This is a genomic window from Pseudomonas sp. M20 (assembly GCF_045037865.1).
Lineage (GTDB): Bacteria > Pseudomonadota > Gammaproteobacteria > Pseudomonadales > Pseudomonadaceae > Aquipseudomonas.
This window is the reverse complement of the sequence record NZ_CP173611.1, coordinates 5,940,324-5,958,269: the sequence shown is the minus strand read 5'-3', so window position 1 is coordinate 5,958,269 and position 17,946 is coordinate 5,940,324. Positions and strand designations below refer to the sequence as shown.

Here is a 17,946-nt window from a genome sequence, read left to right as displayed (position 1 = left end):
GTTGCGATGTTCAATGACCAAATGACAACGGTTATCAAAACGTTATTTTGTGTCACGAATGAGAACATTAGCCGCAAAATCACCGCGCATCCTGCGTGAAAGTAACAAAACCGGCAAATTTGAATCGCGTGGTACGTCACAAGTCGGAGAGAGCAGCACAAATCGCTGAGCCTGTTAAAATGCCGGCCCATTTCGTCAACGACTCCCGAATTTTCGTATGTCCCGACTCAATCCCCGGCAGCAAGAAGCCGTGAACTACGTCGGCGGCCCTCTATTGGTGCTCGCCGGTGCTGGCTCCGGCAAGACCAGCGTGATCACGCGTAAAATCGCGCACCTGATCCAGAACTGCGGCATCCGCGCCCAGTACATCGTCGCCATGACCTTTACCAACAAGGCCGCGCGCGAGATGAAAGAGCGGGTCGGCACCCTGCTGCGCGCCGGTGAAGGTCGCGGCCTGACGGTCTGCACGTTCCACAACCTTGGTCTGAACATCATCCGCAAGGAACACGCGCGGCTGGGCTACAAGCCCGGTTTCTCGATCTTTGACGAGACCGACGTCAAGTCCCTGATGACCGACATCATGCAGAAGGAATACGCGGGCGAAGACGGCGTCGACGAAATCAAGAACATGATCGGCGCCTGGAAAAACGACCTGATCCTGCCGCCGCAGGCGCTGGAGAACGCGCGTAATCCCAAGGAGCAGACTGCCGCCATCGTCTACACCCACTATCAGCGCACGCTGAAAGCGTTCAACGCGGTGGACTTCGACGACTTGATCCTGCTGCCGGTAAAACTCTTCGAAGAACACGCCGACATCCTCGAAAAGTGGCAGAACAAAGTGCGCTACCTGCTAGTCGACGAGTATCAGGACACCAACGCCAGCCAATATTTGCTAGTGAAAATGCTCATCGGCAAGCGCAACCAGTTCACTGTGGTAGGCGACGACGACCAGTCGATCTACGCCTGGCGCGGCGCGCGCCCGGAAAACCTGATGTTGCTCAAGGACGACTATCCGTCCTTGAAAGTGGTGATGCTCGAGCAGAACTACCGCTCGACGAGTCGCATCCTGCGTTGCGCCAACGTGCTGATCTCGAACAACCCGCACGAATTCGAAAAGCAGCTGTGGAGCGAGATGGGCCACGGCGACGAGATCCGCGTGATCCGCTGCCGCAACGAGGACGCCGAAGCCGAGCGCGTGGCCATGGAAATCCTCAGCCTGCACTTGCGCACCGACCGTCCATACAGCGATTTCGCCATCCTTTATCGCGGTAACTATCAGGCCAAGCTGATCGAACTGAAGCTGCAGCACCATCAGGTGCCGTACCGCCTGAGCGGAGGTAACAGCTTCTTCGGCCGTCAGGAAGTGAAAGACCTGATGGCCTACTTCCGCCTGATCGTCAACCCGGATGACGACAACGCCTTCCTGCGGGTGATCAACGTGCCGCGCCGGGAAATCGGCTCGACCACGCTGGAAAAACTCGGCAACTACGCCACCGAACGCAAGATCTCGATGTACGCCGCCACCGACGAAATCGGTCTGGGCGAGCATCTGGACAGCCGCTTCACCGATCGCCTGTCGCGCTTCAAGCGTTTCATGGACAAGGTGCGCGAGCAGTGCGCCGGCGAAGACCCGATCTCCGCCCTGCGCAGCATGGTCATGGACATCGACTACGAGAACTGGCTGCGCACCAACAGCTCCAGCGACAAGGCTGCCGATTACCGTATGAGCAACGTCTGGTTCCTGATCGAGGCGTTGAAAAACACCCTCGAGAAGGACGAAGAAGGCGAAATGACCGTCGAGGACGCCATCGGCAAACTGGTCTTGCGCGACATGCTCGAACGTCAGCAGGAAGAGGAAGACGGCGCCGAAGGCGTGCAAATGATGACGCTGCATGCGTCCAAGGGTCTGGAATTCCCTTACGTGTTCATCATGGGCATGGAAGAAGAAATCCTCCCGCACCGCTCCAGCATCGAAGCCGACACCATCGAAGAAGAACGCCGCCTGGCCTACGTGGGCATCACCCGCGCGCGCCAGACCCTGGCCTTCACCTTCGCCGCCAAGCGCAAGCAGTACGGCGAGATCATCGACTGCGCGCCCAGCCGCTTTCTCGATGAGCTGCCGCCGGACGATCTCGCGTGGGAAGGCAACGACGACACACCCACCGAAGTCAAAGTCGTGCGCGGCAACAGCGCATTGGCTGATATACGCGCGATGTTAAAGCGCTAGAATTGACCACTTTTTTTACTAGACCTTCGGCGCACCAAGCGCCAAAAGAGGACAGCTTCATGGAAGCATTGCAGCAGAAAATCCGCGAACAAGGCATTGTGCTTTCCGACCAGGTCCTGAAGGTCGATGCCTTCCTGAACCACCAGATCGACCCGGCCCTGATGAAGCTGATCGGCGACGAATTCGCCTCGCTGTTCAAGGATTCGGGCATCACCAAGATCGTCACCATCGAAGCCTCGGGCATCGCCCCGGCGATCATGACCGGTCTGAACCTCGGCGTGCCGGTGATCTTCGCCCGCAAGCAACAGTCCCTGACCCTGACGGAAAACCTGCTGTCGGCGACCGTTTACTCGTTCACCAAAAAGACCGAAAGCACCGTGGCCATCTCCCCGCGCCACCTGACCAGCAGCGACCGCGTGCTGATCATCGACGACTTTTTGGCCAACGGTAAGGCCTCGCAAGCGCTGATCTCGATCATCAAACAGGCCGGCGCGACCGTTGCCGGTCTGGGCATCGTCATCGAGAAGTCGTTCCAGGGCGGCCGCGCCGAACTGGACTCGCAGGGCTACCGCGTTGAATCGCTGGCCCGCGTGAAATCGCTGACAGGTGGCGTGGTCACCTTCATCGAATAAAGCCACACCGCAGCCCCCCCTGTAGGAGTGAGCCTGCTCGCGATAGCGGAGTGTCAGTCGACATCTTGTTTGACTGATACACCGCCATCGCGAGCAGGCTCACTCCTACAGTTGTTTTGGGTCAGGCAGTTATTGCGCGGTGGCTTTCAGGCCGGTGAGGAGCAGGCGCTGGAACAGGTCTTCTTTCAGGCCTTCCGGGTTTGTAAGTTGCATGCGCTCAAGGTGCTCGGGGTATAGCGAAGCCTCCGGCGCATCGAGAGCTGCCTTGCCCAGCTCCAGAATCTCGGTGAGTTTGAATTTGCTCTTCAGCCAATTCAGCGCACGCAATAGATCCCGTTCGATCGCGGTGAAATCACAGCCCAGCGGATACTCGGGAAACAGGTTCGGATGGCGTGCGGCGATGGCTTGCAAACGCTGAGGCGTGTTCTCGGTGAAGCGCGGATCGAGACGGAAATCCTTTGGCAGCTTGCCGACTTTTTGCGCTTGCTCGATCAGGCCCTGCTGGAAGCGTGAATCGCTGATATTCAGCAGCGATTCAATGACGACCGCATCGGATTTACCGCGCAAATCAGCGATGCCGTACTCTGTGACGACGATGTCGCGCAGGTGCCGTGGGATCGTGCAATGGCCGTATTCCCAAACGATGTTGGAGCTGACGTCGCCACCGGACTCACGCCAGCTGCGCAGGATCAGAATCGAACGCGCATCGTGCAGCGCGTGCCCCTGCGCGACGAAGTTGTACTGCCCGCCGACACCGCTGAGTACTCGGCCATCTTCCAGTTGATCCGCCACGCCAGCGCCAAGCAGGGTCATGGTGAACACGGTGTTGATGAATCGCGCGTCGAGGCGCTGCAGACGCTTGAGTTCTTCCTGCCCGTAGAGCTCGTTGATGTAGCTGATGCGGGTCATGTTGAATTCGAGGCGTTTGCTCAGTGGCAGCTCACGTAAGCGCTCGTAAAAACTGCGCGGGCCAAGGAAGAAACCGCCGTGCACCGAGATGCCGTCAGTTTGCGCGGCCTCGTCGAGGGTGCCGGCGTTGGCCTGTTCCTGAGTCTGCACGTCGGGGTAGACCTTGCGCCGAATAATTCCCGCGTCCGCCAATACCAGCAGGCCATTGACGAACATTTCGCTGCAGCCGTAAAGGCCTTTGGCGAATGGCCCAGTGCCGCCCTCGCGGTTGATCAATTGCGCCCATTGGCTGAGGTTGATGTCGTCGAGCAACGCCTTATAACCGGGGTTATCCGCCTGACGCGCCAGCAATGCGGCGGTCAACGCGTCGCCCATCGAACCGATGCCGATCTGCAACGTACCGCCGTCGCGCACCAGCGTACTCGCGTGCAAGCCAATGAAATGATCCTGAAAACCGACGGGCATGTTTGGCGTGGAAAATAGCGTGCTGCTGTCCTTCGCGTCGATCAGCAGGTCGAAGGTGTCGATATCGACTTCGGCGTCGCCGGGCATGTACGGCAGATCGGTGTGCACCTGGCCGACCAGCAAAATAGTCTCCCCGGCCTCGCGACGCTTGGCGATCATCGGCAACAGGTCGAGGGTGATGTCCGGGTTGCAGCTCAGGCTCAGGCGATCCGGATGTTCGCTGCTGCTGGCGAGCAATTGCGCCACCAGATTCAGCCCGGCGGCGTTGATGTCGCGCGCGGCGTGGCTGTAGTTGCTGCTGACGTAATCCTGCTGGGCCGGCGCGCTATTGAGCAGGCTGCCGGGCTGCATGAAGAACTGTTCGATGCGAATGTTGGCGGGCAGGCTGTCGCGGTGCAGGTCGGCGAGGAAATCGAATTCCGGGTAGTCACCGAAGACGCGTTCGACGAAGGGTTCGATAAAGCGCTTCTGCAAACCGTCACCCAGGTTCGGCCGGCCGAGGCACAGCGCGGTGTAGATCGTCAGTTGCCGCTCGGGCAGGCTTTTGATCCGCCGGTACAGCGCGTTGACGAAGTGATTGGGCTTGCCCAGGCCCAGCGGCATGCCCATGTGGATATGCGCCGGCATGCGTGCCAGCACGTCGTCCACTGCCTGTTCGATCGAACACAACTGCACCATCTGAAGCCTCCTGCCCGTTCCGTGAATAGGGGTAGACCGAGCTTGCCTTGAGTTTGCTGCAATGAACAGCTTGGAGATTGGATCAGTGTTTTTTCCAGATTCGTTTAGGGCCTTAAACCGTCACCCTCACCCTAGCCCTCTCCCGGAGGGAGAGGGGACTGAATGGGGGATATTGGGGAGGTACGCCGACGTGAAATAGCTTTGTTGAATCCATAATCGCTAAGGTCTTTCAGGTCGATGTCGGAACCTCGGTCTGCCCCCTCTCCCTCCGGGAGAGGGCTGGGGTGAGGGGTTCTTGAATCGCGCCCACAAAAAAACCGTCCGAAGACGGTTTTTTTCGTCAGAAGTGCGCCTTACTTCAGGCCGGACATCTTCTCGATTGCGCCTTTCAGGTCGGCGTCGGAGCAATCGGCGCATGTGCCTTTAGGCGGCATGGCATTGATGCCGGTGATGGCCTTGGCCAGGATGCCGTCGAGGCCGCCCTGGTGATCGGCTCGTTCTTTCCAGGCTGCGGTGTCACCGATTTTCGGCGCGCCTAACAGGCCGGAGCCATGGCAAGCGTTGCAATGTTTGGCAATGATTGAGTCTGGAGTCTTGGCATCACCGCCGCCGGCAGTCGCAGCCACTTCCATCCCTTTGCATTCCTGCCCCTGAACACACACCTGGCCGACTGGCTCGAGGCGTTTGGCAATGTCGTCATTCGGCGCAGCTTGAGCGCTGACAGCCCAGAGGGCCAGTACGGTTGCTGGTGCAGCCAGCATTTTCATAATTAGGTTCACGCGTTCACCCTCAATGGTGGCTATTCACGCCTGCGGCCACGGTTCGCAGGCGGGCGGAAGTATAGCGGGTAGCCCGTCACACTGAAACAACCCCATAGTCGAAGGGGTTATACCGCACGGTAGAAAAACTCTCCGGGTGCCTTTGCCATCATGGCTTGGCACCTCTTTGTTAAAAATTCGCCGGCGTGGCTGCGCTGATTAGTCGCGCAGGCGCGTCGAACGGATTACGGAAACGGTGCGGCTTGGTACTTTCAAAGTAGTAGCTGTCGCCGGCTTCGAGAATAAAAGTTTCCAAGCCCACCACCAGTTCCAGACGACCTTCCACCAGAATCCCGGTTTCCTCGCCTTCATGGGTGAGCATTTCTTCGCCGGTATCGGCGCCCGGCGGGTAGATTTCATTGAGGAAGGCGATGGCGCGGCTGGGGTGTGCGCGGCCGACCAGCTTCATGGTCACGGCACCGTCGGAAATGTCGATCAGCTCGTTGGCCTTGTAGACGATCTGGGTCGGGACTTCCTGCAGGATTTCTTCGGAAAAGAACTCGACCATGGACATGGGAATCCCGCCCAGTACCTTTCTCAACGAACTGATCGAGGGGCTGACGCTGTTCTTTTCGATCATCGAAATGGTGCTGTTGGTGACGCCCGCGCGTTTGGCGAGTTCACGCTGGGAAAGCCCTTTGAGCTTGCGGATCGATTGCAGTCGTTCACCGACGTCCAAGGCGGGAGCCTCCTGATGTTGTAAGAATATTGAGCGTTATCATGGCGACAGCGTTCAGTATTTACAACACTTGACCCCCGCAGCGGCTTTAACCCTCGGAATAGAGCCTTGGCACCCGACGCAGATTGCAGAAGATCTGATACGGAATGGTCTCGGCCCACTGCGCCACTTCACTGGCGAGGATGTTTTTGCCCCACAGTTCGACGGTCGAACCGAGTTCAGCTTCCGGCACATCCGTCAGATCGATACACAGCATATCCATCGACACGCGCCCGAGGATGCGGCTGCGCTTGCCAGCCACCAAAACCGGCGTGCCGGTCGGCGCCTGACGCGGATAGCCGTCGGCGTAACCCATGGCGACCACGCCGATACGCATCGGTTTGTCGGTGATGAATTTGGCGCCGTAACCGATAGGTTCACCCGCTGGCAGCTCACGCACGCAGATGACTTTCGATTCCAGGGTCATCACCGGTTGCAGACGCTCGGCCACGGCATTGGCTTCTTCGAACGGGGTTGCACCGTAAAGCATGATGCCCGGGCGCACCCAGTCACTGTGAATCTGCGGCCAACCGAGTACGGCGGGCGAGTTGCGCAGGCTGACTTCCGCGGCCAGACCCTGACGCGCCGCCTCAAACACCGCGACCTGTTCGGTGCTGCTCTGCGCGTGCAGTTCATCGGCGCGGGCGAAGTGGCTCATCAAGACGATTTTCGAGACTTTACCGCTGGCCAGCAGACGCTGATAAGCGGCTGCGTAATCCTTTGGATGCAGACCGACGCGGTGCATGCCCGAATCGAGCTTCAGCCACACAGTAATCGGTTTGCTCAGGGTCGCCTGCTCGATCGATTCGAGCTGCCACAGCGAATGCACCACGGTCCAGAAATCATGCTCGACAACCAGCGCCAGCTCATCGGCTTCGAAGATGCCTTCGAGCAACAACACCGGGGCCTTGATGCCGGCCGCGCGCAACTCCAGCCCTTCTTCGATGCAGGCGACGGCAAAACCGTCGGCCTCGGCTTCCAGTGCCTGGGCGCAACGTACCGCGCCATGGCCGTAGGCGTCCGCCTTGATCACTGCAAGCGCCTTGGCGCCGGTGACTTCGCGGGCAATTCGGTAGTTGTGGCGCAGGGCTTCTAGGTCGATCAGGGCACGGGCAGGACGCATGGCGGCAGACTTCTAGGCGGTCATGGGAAGAAAAACCGGCGCCGACTGACGACGTGAACCGCCAACAGCGCCGGGAGAGGGATCTTTACAACGGTTACGGCAGCGCGGCGACGATAGAAATTTCTACCAAAATGCTCGGCTTGGCCATTTTCGCTTCGACAGTAGCGCGGGCTGGGGCAGCGCCTTTTGGCAGCCACTGATCCCACACCGAGTTCATCCCGGCGAAGTGCGCCTCGATGTCGTTCAGGTAAATCGTCGCCGACAACAGATGCTGTTTGTCAGTCCCGGCCAGATCAAGCAAACGCTCGATATTGGCCAGTACGTCGCGGGTCTGCTGTTCAATCCCGGCGTCGAAGTCGTCGCCGACCTGTCCGGCCAGATACACGGTGCCGTTGTGGCTGACGATCTGACTCATGCGCTCATTGGTGAGCTGGCGCTGGATTGACATGTTTTGCGGACTCCTGGGTTTTGTTGCCATAACGGGAAATATCGAGGCCTTCGGCGCTGATCTGTGGTTTTTTCTTCGCCATCAGGTCGGCCAGCAAACGACCGGAACCGCACGCCATGGTCCAGCCGAGCGTGCCGTGACCGGTGTTGAGGAACAGGTTTTTGAACGGCGTGGCACCGACGATCGGCGTGCCGTCCGGCGTGGTCGGACGCAGACCGGTCCAGAAACTCGCCTCGGCCAGATTACCGCCCTGAGGATAAAGGTCGTTGACGATCATCTCCAGGGTTTCGCGGCGACGCGGGTTGAGCGACAGGTCAAAACCGGCGATCTCGGCCATGCCGCCAACGCGGATGCGGTTGTCGAAACGGGTGATCGCGACCTTGTAGGTCTCGTCGAGAATGGTCGAGGTCGGGGCCATCGCCGGGTTGGTGATCGGCACGGTCAGCGAGTAACCCTTGAGCGGATACACCGGGGCTTTGATGCCCAGTGGCTTGAGCAGTTGCGGCGAGTAGCTGCCGAGGGCCAGCACGTAGCGGTCGGCGGTTTCCAGCTTGCCGTCGATCCACACACCGTTGATGCGATCACCGGCGTAGTCGAGTTTCTGGATGTCCTGGCCGAAGCGGAATTCGACACCGAGCTTCACGGCCATTTCGGCGAGACGCGTGGTGAACATCTGGCAGTCGCCAGTCTGGTCGTTTGGCAGGCGCAGGGCACCAGCGAGGATGTCAGTCACACCTGCCAGTGCCGGTTCGACGCGGGCAATGCCGGCGCGGTCGAGGACTTCAAACGGCACCCCGGATTCTTTCAGCACGGCGATGTCTTTGGCGGCGCCATCCAGCTGTGCCTGGGTGCGGAACAACTGGGTCGTGCCGAGGCTGCGGCCTTCGTAGGCGATGCCGGTTTCGGCGCGCAATTCGTCGAGGCAATCGCGGCTGTACTCGGACAGACGCACCATGCGCTCTTTGTTCACCGCGTAACGGTTGGCGGTGCAGTTGCGCAGCATCTGCGCCATCCACAGGTACTGGTCGATGTCGGCAGTGGCCTTGATCGCGAGAGGGGCGTGGCGTTGCAGCAACCACTTGATCGCCTTCAGCGGTACGCCCGGCGCGGCCCACGGCGAGGCGTAGCCCGGCGACACCTGACCGGCGTTGGCGAAACTGGTCTCCATGGCCGCAGCAGGCTGCCGGTCGACCACCACCACTTCAAACCCGGCACGGGCCAGATAGTAAGCACTGGCGGTACCGATGACGCCGCTACCCAAGACCATTACACGCATTTTGTATCCCTCATCGCGGCTGGGCCGCGCACGTCTGTTGTTAGAGCAATGATGCGCGCAGTGTAAAAAAGAAATGCCAGTGCTTTTCACTATATAAGCGCCTATATTTGGCGACAATTCTCGGCAAAAACCCTTTTCACGGAGGCGCATCCCCTATGCGTACCAACACTCAGACCAAACGTGAGCTGGACAAGATCGACCGCAACATCTTGCGGATCCTGCAGGCGGACGGACGGATTTCCTTTACCGAACTCGGCGAAAAAGTCGGCCTCTCCACCACGCCGTGCACCGAGCGGGTGCGGCGTCTGGAGCGCGAAGGGATCATCATGGGCTACAACGCCCGGCTGAATCCGCAGCACTTGAAGGGTAGCTTGCTGGTGTTCGTCGAGATCAGCCTCGACTACAAATCCGGCGACACGTTCGAAGAGTTCCGCCGCGCGGTGCTGAAGTTGCCGCACGTGCTGGAATGCCATCTGGTCTCAGGGGATTTCGACTATCTGGTGAAGGCGCGGATTTCCGAGATGGCCTCGTACCGCAAGCTGCTGGGCGACATTCTGTTGAAGCTGCCGCATGTGCGGGAGTCGAAGAGTTATATCGTGATGGAAGAGGTGAAAGAGAGCCTGAGCTTACCTATTCCGGATTGAAGATCGGTGGCGCTCCATTCGCGAGCAGGCTCGCTCCCACAGGGGAATGCATTCCAAATGTGGGAGCGAGCCTGCTCGCGATGGCGTCGACTCGGTCCCGAGTGAACGCGTTAAACCAACACCTGCCGATGCGCCGCCATGTACTCGAAGATCTGCTTCTCGACCCGCGGATGAATCAGCTCCACCGGCCGCCGCTCATTCGGGCAAGGCAAGGTTTTGGTCGTACCGAACAACCGGCAAATCAGCGGCCGCTCTTCATACACCGTGCAGCCATTCGGCCCCAGATGCACACAGTTCAGCTCCTCCATCGCCGCATCCTGCTCGGCGCGGGTCTTGCGCGGCAGGCGGGCCATTTCTTCCGGTGAGGTGGTCACCGGGCCGCAGCAATCGTGGCAGCCAGGCACACACTCGAACGAGGGGATCTGTTGGCGCAAGGTGCGGACTGTCTGGCTGTTGCAGCTCATCAAAACGGTAACCAGGGTGGAATAGGCGCCAATTGTGCCGCAAAAGCCCTGATCCAGACACCGCAAGCCGACCAGTGTTGCCCACGTTCGGGGGTGCGGCTTATGCTCCGTCAAATTTTCTCGACACCTTAGCCATTGGATGACGCCCATGACTGCCCGCGCCTTCACCTCCGCGAGCCAACCCCACGTTGCCTCTTACTACGCCGCCAGCAGCCTGCCGCAGCCCGATCACCCGATCTTGCAAGGTGAGGTGCTCGCCGATGTCTGCGTGGTCGGCGGTGGCTTTTCCGGGTTGAATACGGCGCTGGAACTGGCTGAACGCGGCCTCAGCGTAGTGTTGCTGGAAGCGCACAAGATCGGTTGGGGCGCCAGTGGTCGCAACGGCGGGCAGCTTATTCGCGGGGTCGGTCACGGCCTCGATCAGTTCACAAACGTCATCGGCGCCGACGGCGTGCGCGAGATGAAACTGATGGGCCTGGAAGCGGTGGAAATCGTCCGCCAGCGCGTCGAGCGTTTTCAGATTGCCTGCGACCTGACCTGGGGCTACTGCGACCTCGCCAACAAACCCGCCGACCTTGAGGGCTTTGCCGAGGACGCCGAAGAATTGCGTGGCCTCGGTTATCGCTACGAAACCCGTTTGCTGCAAGCCAACGAGATGCACACCGTAGTCGGTTCCAAGCGCTATGTCGGTGGTTTGATCGACATGGGGTCAGGGCATTTGCATCCGCTCAATCTCGCGTTGGGCGAAGCAGCGGCGGCGCAGCAATTGGGCGTCAAACTGTTTGAACACTCGGTGGTGACACATATCGATTACGGCCCCGAAGTCAAAGTCCACACGGCCCAAGGTTCGGTGCGCGCCAAAACATTGGTGCTCGGTTGCAACGCCTATCTCAACGATCTGAATTCACAGCTTAGCGGTAAGGTTCTGCCCGCCGGCAGCTACATCATCGCCACCGAGCCGTTGAGCGAAGAACAGGCGCATAACCTGCTGCCGCAGAACATGGCGGTCTGCGACCAACGTGTCGCGCTGGATTATTACCGACTCTCGGCGGATCGTCGTTTGCTGTTCGGCGGTGCCTGCCATTATTCGGGGCGCGATCCAAAGGATATCGGCGCCTACATGCAACCGAAGATGCTCGAAGTGTTCCCGCAACTCGCTGGCGTGAATATCGAATATCAGTGGGGCGGCATGATCGGCATCGGCGCGAACCGCTTGCCGCAGATTGGTCGGCTCGCGGATCAGCCGCACGTGTATTACGCCCAGGCGTACTCCGGGCACGGGGTGAATGCCACGCACCTGGCGGGCAAGTTATTGGCCGAGGCGATCAGCGGGCAACACAGCGGTGGCTTTGATCTGTTTGCCAAGGTGCCGCACATCACCTTCCCGGGCGGCAAGCATTTGCGCTCGCCGTTGTTGGCGCTGGGGATGTTGTGGCATCGCCTCAAAGAGTTGGTCTGATGATTTGCGGCGCTCATGAGGCCGCTTTCGCGAGCAGGCTCGCTTGTATGGTAGGACTTGAAGGGAGGAGGAGGGACAAGGCTCGATTCTGACTGTTAGCGCAGTACAGACCGTGGGAGATTTCACCCTCCTCCTTTCACCCAAGCGCCGATAAAGAATGCATCTGGCCTAGACCGACGATAGGAACAAGCCTGCGCCTCTGGGTGAACCCTTCAAGTGTTCAAACCTTAGCCCGGAGGATTTCTCATGGCAATGCCCGTCGCTACTACTCAGTCGATCATCGGGGTTGATGTCGCCAAGGATGAACTGGTGATTTATTGCGCCGAATCAGATCATCTCGAGACAATCTCTAACACCAAAGCAGCAATCAAAAAATGGCTCAAAACTGTAGCCAAGCCAGTGGCAATCGCCATCGAAGCCACCAATATCTATCACCAGGAATTTGCTGATCTGGCGCATGCCGATGGGTGCGTGATCTATATGGTTGGCGGTTATGAGCTCAGCCATTACCGCAAAGGCGTGAACGTTCGCGCGAAGACTGATGCGCTGGATGCCCGATTACTGGCCCGTTATCTCACAAACGAAGGGGACCACTTACGCCCTTGGACACCGCCGTCGCCCTTGTATTGCCGGCTCATCAGTCTTTTCCGGCGCCGTGCGGCTCTGGTCCAGGCTCGTGTCAGCCTCAAGCAGAGCTGGGAGAATGAGCCGTTGCTCAAAACCGCTTTCAAAAATCAGATAAACGCCATGCAAAGACTGGAAATCCTGCTGGAGAAAACGATCCTGACGCAGATAGACGAAGCCGATTTAGGTGCTCAGCTCAAGCGTTGCATGAAGGTAGAAGGCATCGGTACGTTGACCGGTGCCCGCTTGCTCGCATCCTTTCAGCGTGGGGACTTCAAGAATGCCGACGCTTTCATCGCCTTTCTAGGCCTGGATCTGCGCATATCTGACTCAGGCAAAAAGAAAGGCCGTCGCTGCCTGACCAAACGAGGCGACTCAGAGGCGCGTCGGTTGCTGCACAACGCTGCAATGGCGGCGAGCCGAACCTCGGCGTGGAAAGGATTTTATGAGGCTTTGAGAGAGCGCGGACTGAGCACTACCCAAGCACTGGTTGCACTAGCCCGCAAGCTTGCGCGGGTGGTATTTGCTCTGTTGAAAAACCAGAGCGAATACTCACCTAAAGCCGTTTAGGGGCTAGGCATGAACCATAGAATCTCCCACAGGGTTCTGCTGTGGATGGGAATTTTGTATCCACTGAAGATCAATGTGGGAGCGAGCCTGCTCGCGAAGGGGCCGGCAAGAACAATACAGATCTCAGATCCGCCAGAACGGCTTCAACCCCTCCTCCTGCGCCTGTTCACGCGTCAGCCCGATATCCCTGAGCTGATCCGCCGTCAGCGCCAGCAACGCCTTGCGCGTGTGCAGACGATGCCAGAACAGATTCCAGCGACTCAGACCGGACGGTGCGTTACGCATGATCTCATTGCGTGCACGATCCTTCTGCCCTGCCGCCAGTTCCTGACTGTGTAACGTCAGCCGCACATCGCTCAAGCCATTCATTTTCAATGCTCCTGTTTACTTGGGTAGCCAGAGATTCCATGATGCGCGGGCAAGCAAAACCATTACAGATTCAAAGCAACTGTATTAACTCCATACAGATTCGTCGTTTTACCGACTGAATTGTCAATTTTTGCCACGTCTGTACTGGTTTATCGAATCACCTGCACCGAGGCAGCGCCATGACCCTTTACGTAAATCTCGCCGAATTGCTCGGCACGCGCATCGAAAACGGCTTCTATCGTCCCGGCGATCGGTTGCCGTCGGTGCGCGCCTTGAGCGTTGAACACGGGGTCAGCCTGAGCACGGTGCAGCAAGCTTATCGCGTGCTCGAAGACAGTGGCCTGGCCACGCCGAAACCCAAATCCGGCTACTTCGTGCCAGTCGGCCGCGAACTGCCGGAGTTGCCCGCCGTTGGCCGCCCGGCACAGCGACCGGTGGAAATTTCGCAATGGGATCAGGTGCTGGAATTGATTCGCGCGGTGCCGCGCAAGGATGTCGTGCAACTGGGTCGCGGCATGCCGGACATCAGCTCGCCGACCATGAAGCCGCTGCTGCGCGGCTTGGCACGAATCAGCCGCCGTCAGGACATGCCCGGTCTGTATTACGACAATATCCACGGCACCCTCGAACTGCGCGAGCAGATCGCCCGACTGATGCTCGATTCCGGCTGCCAGTTGAGCGCCAGCGATCTGGTGATCACCACCGGTTGCCACGAAGCGCTGTCGACCAGCATCCACGCGATCTGCGAGCCGGGCGACATCGTCGCGGTGGACTCGCCAAGCTTTCACGGTGCCATGCAGACGCTTAAAGGCCTGGGCATGAAGGCCCTGGAAATCCCCACCGATCCGCTCACCGGCATCAGCCTGGAAGCCCTGGAACTGGCGCTGGAGCAATGGCCGATCAAGGTCATCCAGATCACCCCCAACTGCAATAACCCGCTGGGTTACATCATGCCGGAGTCGCGCAAACGCGCCCTGCTCACCCTCGCGCAGCGCTTCGACGTGGCGATCATCGAGGACGATGTATATGGCGAGCTGGCCTACACCTACCCGCGCCCGCGCACGATCAAATCTTTCGACGAAGACGGCCGCGTATTGCTGTGCAGTTCGTTTTCCAAGACCTTGGCGCCGGGCCTGCGCATCGGCTGGGTCGCACCGGGCCGTTACCTCGAGCGCGTGCTGCACATGAAATACATCAGCACCGGATCGACCGCGCCGCAGCCGCAGATCGCCATCGCCGAATTCCTCAAGGCCGGCCACTTCGAACCGCACTTGCGGCGCATGCGCACGCAATACCAGCGCAGTCGCGACATGATGATCGACTGGGTTACCCGCTATTTCCCGGCAGGCACACGCGCCAGTAGGCCGCAAGGCAGCTTCATGTTGTGGGTCGAATTGCCGGAAGGTTTCGACACCTTGAAACTCAATCGTGAGTTGCACGACCAAGGCGTACAGATTGCCGTCGGCAGCATTTTTTCCGCCTCGGGCAAGTACCGCAATTGCCTGCGGATGAACTACGCTGCCAAACCGACAGCGCAGATCGAAGAGGCGGTGCGCAAGGTCGGCGAGACGGCCGTCAGATTGCTGGCCGAGGCCGACTGACCTTTTTCCAGAGAACCGCGTCCATATGCCGACCCTAGCCGCCATTCGGAATGACCCTACGTGAGATTCAGACAGCCCCTGTTCGCTTTGCTGTTACTCGCCTCGTTCCTGAGCGGCTGTGCCAGTCTCGATGTTCCGCGCGAGCCGAGTCAGGCATTGCCGGCTTCCGATTCCAGCTTCGGCCGTTCGATTCAGGCACAAGCGGCGCCCTATCAAGGCCGCTCGGGGTTTCGCCTGCTGTCCAACAGCAGCGAGGCGTTCACCGCGCGCGCCGAACTGATCCGCAACGCCCAGACCAGCCTCGATCTGCAGTACTACATCGTCCACGATGGCATCAGCACGCGGATGCTGGTGGAGGAACTGCTCAAGGCTGCCGACCGTGGCGTGCGCGTGCGCATCCTCCTCGATGACACCACCAGCGATGGCCTCGACCAGATCATCGCCACTCTGGCGGCGCATCCGCAGATTCAGATTCGTTTGTTCAATCCGCTGCATCTGGGCCGCAGCACCGGCGTCACCCGCGCGGCCGGTCGCTTGTTCAACCTGTCGCTGCAGCATCGACGCATGCACAACAAGCTGTGGCTGGCGGATAACAGCGTGGCCATCGTCGGCGGGCGCAATCTGGGTGACGAGTATTTCGACGCCGAGCCGAATCTGAACTTCACCGACATCGACATGCTCAGCGTCGGGCCGGTGGCCGAGCAGCTCGGACACAGTTTCGACCAGTACTGGAACAGCGCGCTGAGCAAGCCGATCGACGAGTTTCTTACCAGCCAACCGACCGCCAAGGACCTGCAGAACACCCGCACACGCCTGGAAGAATCGCTGGAAGACACCCGCAAACAAAATCACGCGCTGTATCAGCAGTTGATGACGTTCAAGACCGAACCGCGCATGGACATCTGGCGCAAAGAACTGATCTGGGCGTGGAATCAGGCGTTGTGGGACGCGCCGAGCAAGGTCTTGGCCAAGGGTGAGCCGGATCCGCAATTGCTGCTGACCACGCAACTGGCACCCGAGCTTACAGGCGTGAGCAAAGAGCTGATCATGATTTCGGCGTACTTCGTGCCGGGCCAGCCGGGGCTGGTTTACCTGACCGGTCGCGCCGATGCCGGCGTCTCGGTGAGCCTGCTGACCAACGCGCTGGAGGCCACCGATGTGCCGGCGGTGCATGGCGGATATGCACCGTATCGCAAGGCGCTATTGGAGCACGGCGTGAAACTGTACGAACTGCGGCGCCAGCCTGGGGATAACTACGGCAGCGGCCCGCATGTGTTTTACAGCAAGTCGTTTCGCGGTTCCGATTCAAGCCTGCACAGCAAAGCGATGATCTTTGATCGGCAGAAGTCTTTCATCGGCTCGTTCAACTTCGACCCGCGCTCGGTGCTGTGGAATACCGAGGTCGGGGTGTTGGTGGACAGCCCTGAGCTGGCCGGGCATGTGCGCGAACTGGCGCTGCAAGGCATGGCGCCAGCGCTGAGTTACGAGGCGAAATTGCAGGATGGCCAGATTGTCTGGATCACTGAGGACAACGGCCAGATGCACACCCTGACCAAGGAGCCGGGGAGTTGGTGGCGGCGGTTCAACGCGTGGTTCAGCACCACTGTCGGGCTTGAGCGAATGCTTTAAAGAGCAAAAGATCTACGCAGGCTCGGTCACTGGGCCAAACGCACCCTGACGCAAAAGCAGCAGAACCAACCCAAACGCCCCAATCGCCATCAACAACGGCAACGCATGCCCGCTGATCCACTGACTGCCCGCCCCGGCCGCGAGCGGCCCGACCAGACAACCCACACCCCATAGCTGCGCAATGTGCGCGTTCGCCCGCACCAGCGCATCGTCGCGATAACGCTCGCCAATCAGAATCAGCGACAGGGTGAACAAACCACCGGCACTCGCCCCGAACAATACCCAAAGTGGCCAGATCAGCAGCGTGTCGAGCAACAGCGGAATCGCCAGACTCGACAGCATCAACACCACGGCGCAGCCGGCAAACAACGTACGCCGCGACAGATAATCGGCCAACGCGCCAATCGGCAATTGCAGCAACGCATCGCCGACCACCACCGTGCTGACCATCGCCAGCGCGATTTCAGCGGTGAAGCCCTGTTGCAGGCAATACACCGGCAGCAACGTCAGGATCATCGCCTCGAACGCGGCAAACAATGACACCGCCCAGGCAATTGCCGGCAGCTCTCGGGCAAATCCCCACAGATCGCGGAACGTCACACTACTGGCTTCACTGCTCGGTGCACCACTGCGGCCCAACAGAAGCAAAGGCGAAACCAACAGCAGGCCGACGCCGACCCAGAATCCGTAATCCTCTTCGGTGCCGAGCGCACCCAGCAGCAATGGGCCAGACAACTGGCTCAACGCATAGCTGCTGCCGTACAGCGCCACCAAGCGACCGCGCCAGTGCTCGACCACCAGTTGATTGATCCAGCTCTCGCCGAGGATGAACACGATGGTCAGGATCACCCCGATCATCAGCCGTAGCACCAGCCAGATCGGGTAACTCGGCAACAGCGCCAACAAGCCGATCGACAGCGCCCCGGCCCACAGGCACAGGCGCATCAGATTGGCCGTGCCGAAGCGCGCGGCCAGATGACTGGAAATCTTCGCGCCGAGCAACACGCCAATCGCTGGCATCGCTGCCATTACACCGATGGCGAAGGAGCCGTAACCCCAGCCTTCCAGGCGCAACGACACCAACGGCATGCTGACCCCCAGGGCCAGACCGACACTCAAGACAGACGCCAACACGGCGAAATACGTCGCCCACCGCATGTTCCACGCTCCTGTGGATAATTATTTTTTGGAGGCCACATCAAACAAATGTGGGAGCGAGCCTGCTCGCGAATACGGCTGCACATTCAGCACATGGGCTGACTGATACACCGCTTTCGCGAGCAGGCTCGCTC

The 17,946-nt window shown here is 59.6% G+C and carries 16 protein-coding genes; 7 read left to right on the top strand and 9 right to left on the bottom strand.

The annotated features are described in order from the left end of the window. Positions 1–217: 217 nt before the first annotated feature. The gene (rep, locus tag ACI514_RS26405; protein ID WP_008086063.1) at positions 218–2,227 is read left to right on the top strand and encodes a DNA helicase Rep; all 2,010 of its coding nucleotides are present in this window, start codon (positions 218–220) and stop codon (positions 2,225–2,227) included. 59 nt (positions 2,228–2,286) lie between these two features. Continuing rightward, positions 2,287–2,859 carry a xanthine phosphoribosyltransferase gene (locus ACI514_RS26400; RefSeq protein ID WP_034152041.1) on the top strand — a complete coding sequence of 191 codons (573 nt, stop codon included), beginning with the start codon at positions 2,287–2,289 and terminating at the stop codon, positions 2,857–2,859. A 129-nt stretch (positions 2,860–2,988) separates the two neighbouring features. Here ACI514_RS26400 and ACI514_RS26395 read toward each other — a convergent pair whose 3' ends face one another. The 6 genes from ACI514_RS26395 to dadA all read right to left on the bottom strand — a co-directional run bounded on the left by ACI514_RS26395 (position 2,989) and on the right by dadA (position 9,294). Continuing rightward, the gene (locus ACI514_RS26395) at positions 2,989–4,911 is read right to left on the bottom strand and encodes an acetyl-CoA hydrolase/transferase C-terminal domain-containing protein (protein ID WP_405122663.1); all 1,923 of its coding nucleotides are present in this window, start codon (positions 4,909–4,911) and stop codon (positions 2,989–2,991) included. Between the two features lie 353 nt (positions 4,912–5,264). Then, a complete protein-coding gene (locus tag ACI514_RS26390; RefSeq protein WP_160060148.1) occupies positions 5,265–5,678 on the bottom strand; it encodes a cytochrome c5 family protein in 414 nt (137 codons plus the stop codon). 181 nt (positions 5,679–5,859) lie between these two features. Further along, positions 5,860–6,408, bottom strand: a complete 549-nt coding sequence (locus tag ACI514_RS26385) for a cupin domain-containing protein (RefSeq protein WP_007920393.1) — start codon at positions 6,406–6,408, stop codon at positions 5,860–5,862. Positions 6,409–6,496: 88 nt separating this feature from the next. Continuing rightward, positions 6,497–7,570 carry an alanine racemase gene (gene alr / locus ACI514_RS26380; protein ID WP_405122662.1) on the bottom strand — a complete coding sequence of 358 codons (1,074 nt, stop codon included), beginning with the start codon at positions 7,568–7,570 and terminating at the stop codon, positions 6,497–6,499. Positions 7,571–7,664: 94 nt separating this feature from the next. Then, positions 7,665–8,018: a RidA family protein gene (locus tag ACI514_RS26375; protein WP_034152045.1), complete on the bottom strand. Its 354-nt coding sequence runs from the start codon at positions 8,016–8,018 to the stop codon at positions 7,665–7,667. Continuing rightward, entirely contained in the window at positions 7,990–9,294 is a 1,305-nt protein-coding gene (gene dadA / locus ACI514_RS26370; protein WP_016985828.1) for a D-amino acid dehydrogenase, read from the bottom strand. The genes ACI514_RS26375 and dadA overlap by 29 nt, the downstream gene beginning before the upstream one ends. Before the next feature lie 155 nt (positions 9,295–9,449). Between dadA and ACI514_RS26365 the strand changes: the two genes are divergently transcribed. Next, positions 9,450–9,938 (top strand): Lrp/AsnC ligand binding domain-containing protein, encoded by a 489-nt coding sequence (locus ACI514_RS26365; protein WP_003177284.1) that lies wholly within the window; start codon positions 9,450–9,452, stop codon positions 9,936–9,938. A 110-nt stretch (positions 9,939–10,048) separates the two neighbouring features. Here ACI514_RS26365 and ACI514_RS26360 read toward each other — a convergent pair whose 3' ends face one another. Next, positions 10,049–10,402, bottom strand: coding sequence for a YkgJ family cysteine cluster protein (locus ACI514_RS26360; RefSeq protein ID WP_160059908.1), 354 nt, complete (start codon positions 10,400–10,402; stop codon positions 10,049–10,051). A gap of 148 nt (positions 10,403–10,550) precedes the next feature. On the opposite strand from ACI514_RS26360, the gene ACI514_RS26355 reads away from it, so the two are divergent. Then, the gene (locus ACI514_RS26355; RefSeq protein WP_405122661.1) at positions 10,551–11,861 is read left to right on the top strand and encodes an NAD(P)/FAD-dependent oxidoreductase; all 1,311 of its coding nucleotides are present in this window, start codon (positions 10,551–10,553) and stop codon (positions 11,859–11,861) included. 246 nt (positions 11,862–12,107) lie between these two features. Then, positions 12,108–13,055, top strand: coding sequence for an IS110 family transposase (locus tag ACI514_RS26350; protein WP_405122027.1), 948 nt, complete (start codon positions 12,108–12,110; stop codon positions 13,053–13,055). Between the two features lie 123 nt (positions 13,056–13,178). On the opposite strand, the gene ACI514_RS26345 is transcribed toward ACI514_RS26350, so the two are convergent. Continuing rightward, complete coding sequence (locus ACI514_RS26345; protein WP_160059910.1) at positions 13,179–13,424, bottom strand: DUF1127 domain-containing protein; 246 nt, start codon at positions 13,422–13,424, stop codon at positions 13,179–13,181. Between the two features lie 179 nt (positions 13,425–13,603). Here ACI514_RS26345 and ACI514_RS26340 point away from each other — a divergent pair, with 179 nt between their 5' ends. Further along, a complete protein-coding gene (locus tag ACI514_RS26340) occupies positions 13,604–15,025 on the top strand; it encodes a PLP-dependent aminotransferase family protein (RefSeq protein ID WP_160059911.1) in 1,422 nt (473 codons plus the stop codon). A 60-nt stretch (positions 15,026–15,085) separates the two neighbouring features. Beyond that, complete coding sequence (locus ACI514_RS26335) at positions 15,086–16,654, top strand: phospholipase D family protein (protein WP_160059912.1); 1,569 nt, start codon at positions 15,086–15,088, stop codon at positions 16,652–16,654. A 12-nt stretch (positions 16,655–16,666) separates the two neighbouring features. Here the strand turns inward: ACI514_RS26335 and ACI514_RS26330 are convergent, their stop codons facing one another. Further along, the gene (locus ACI514_RS26330; RefSeq protein WP_405122660.1) at positions 16,667–17,812 is read right to left on the bottom strand and encodes an MFS transporter; all 1,146 of its coding nucleotides are present in this window, start codon (positions 17,810–17,812) and stop codon (positions 16,667–16,669) included. Between the last annotated feature and the right edge of the window lie 134 nt (positions 17,813–17,946).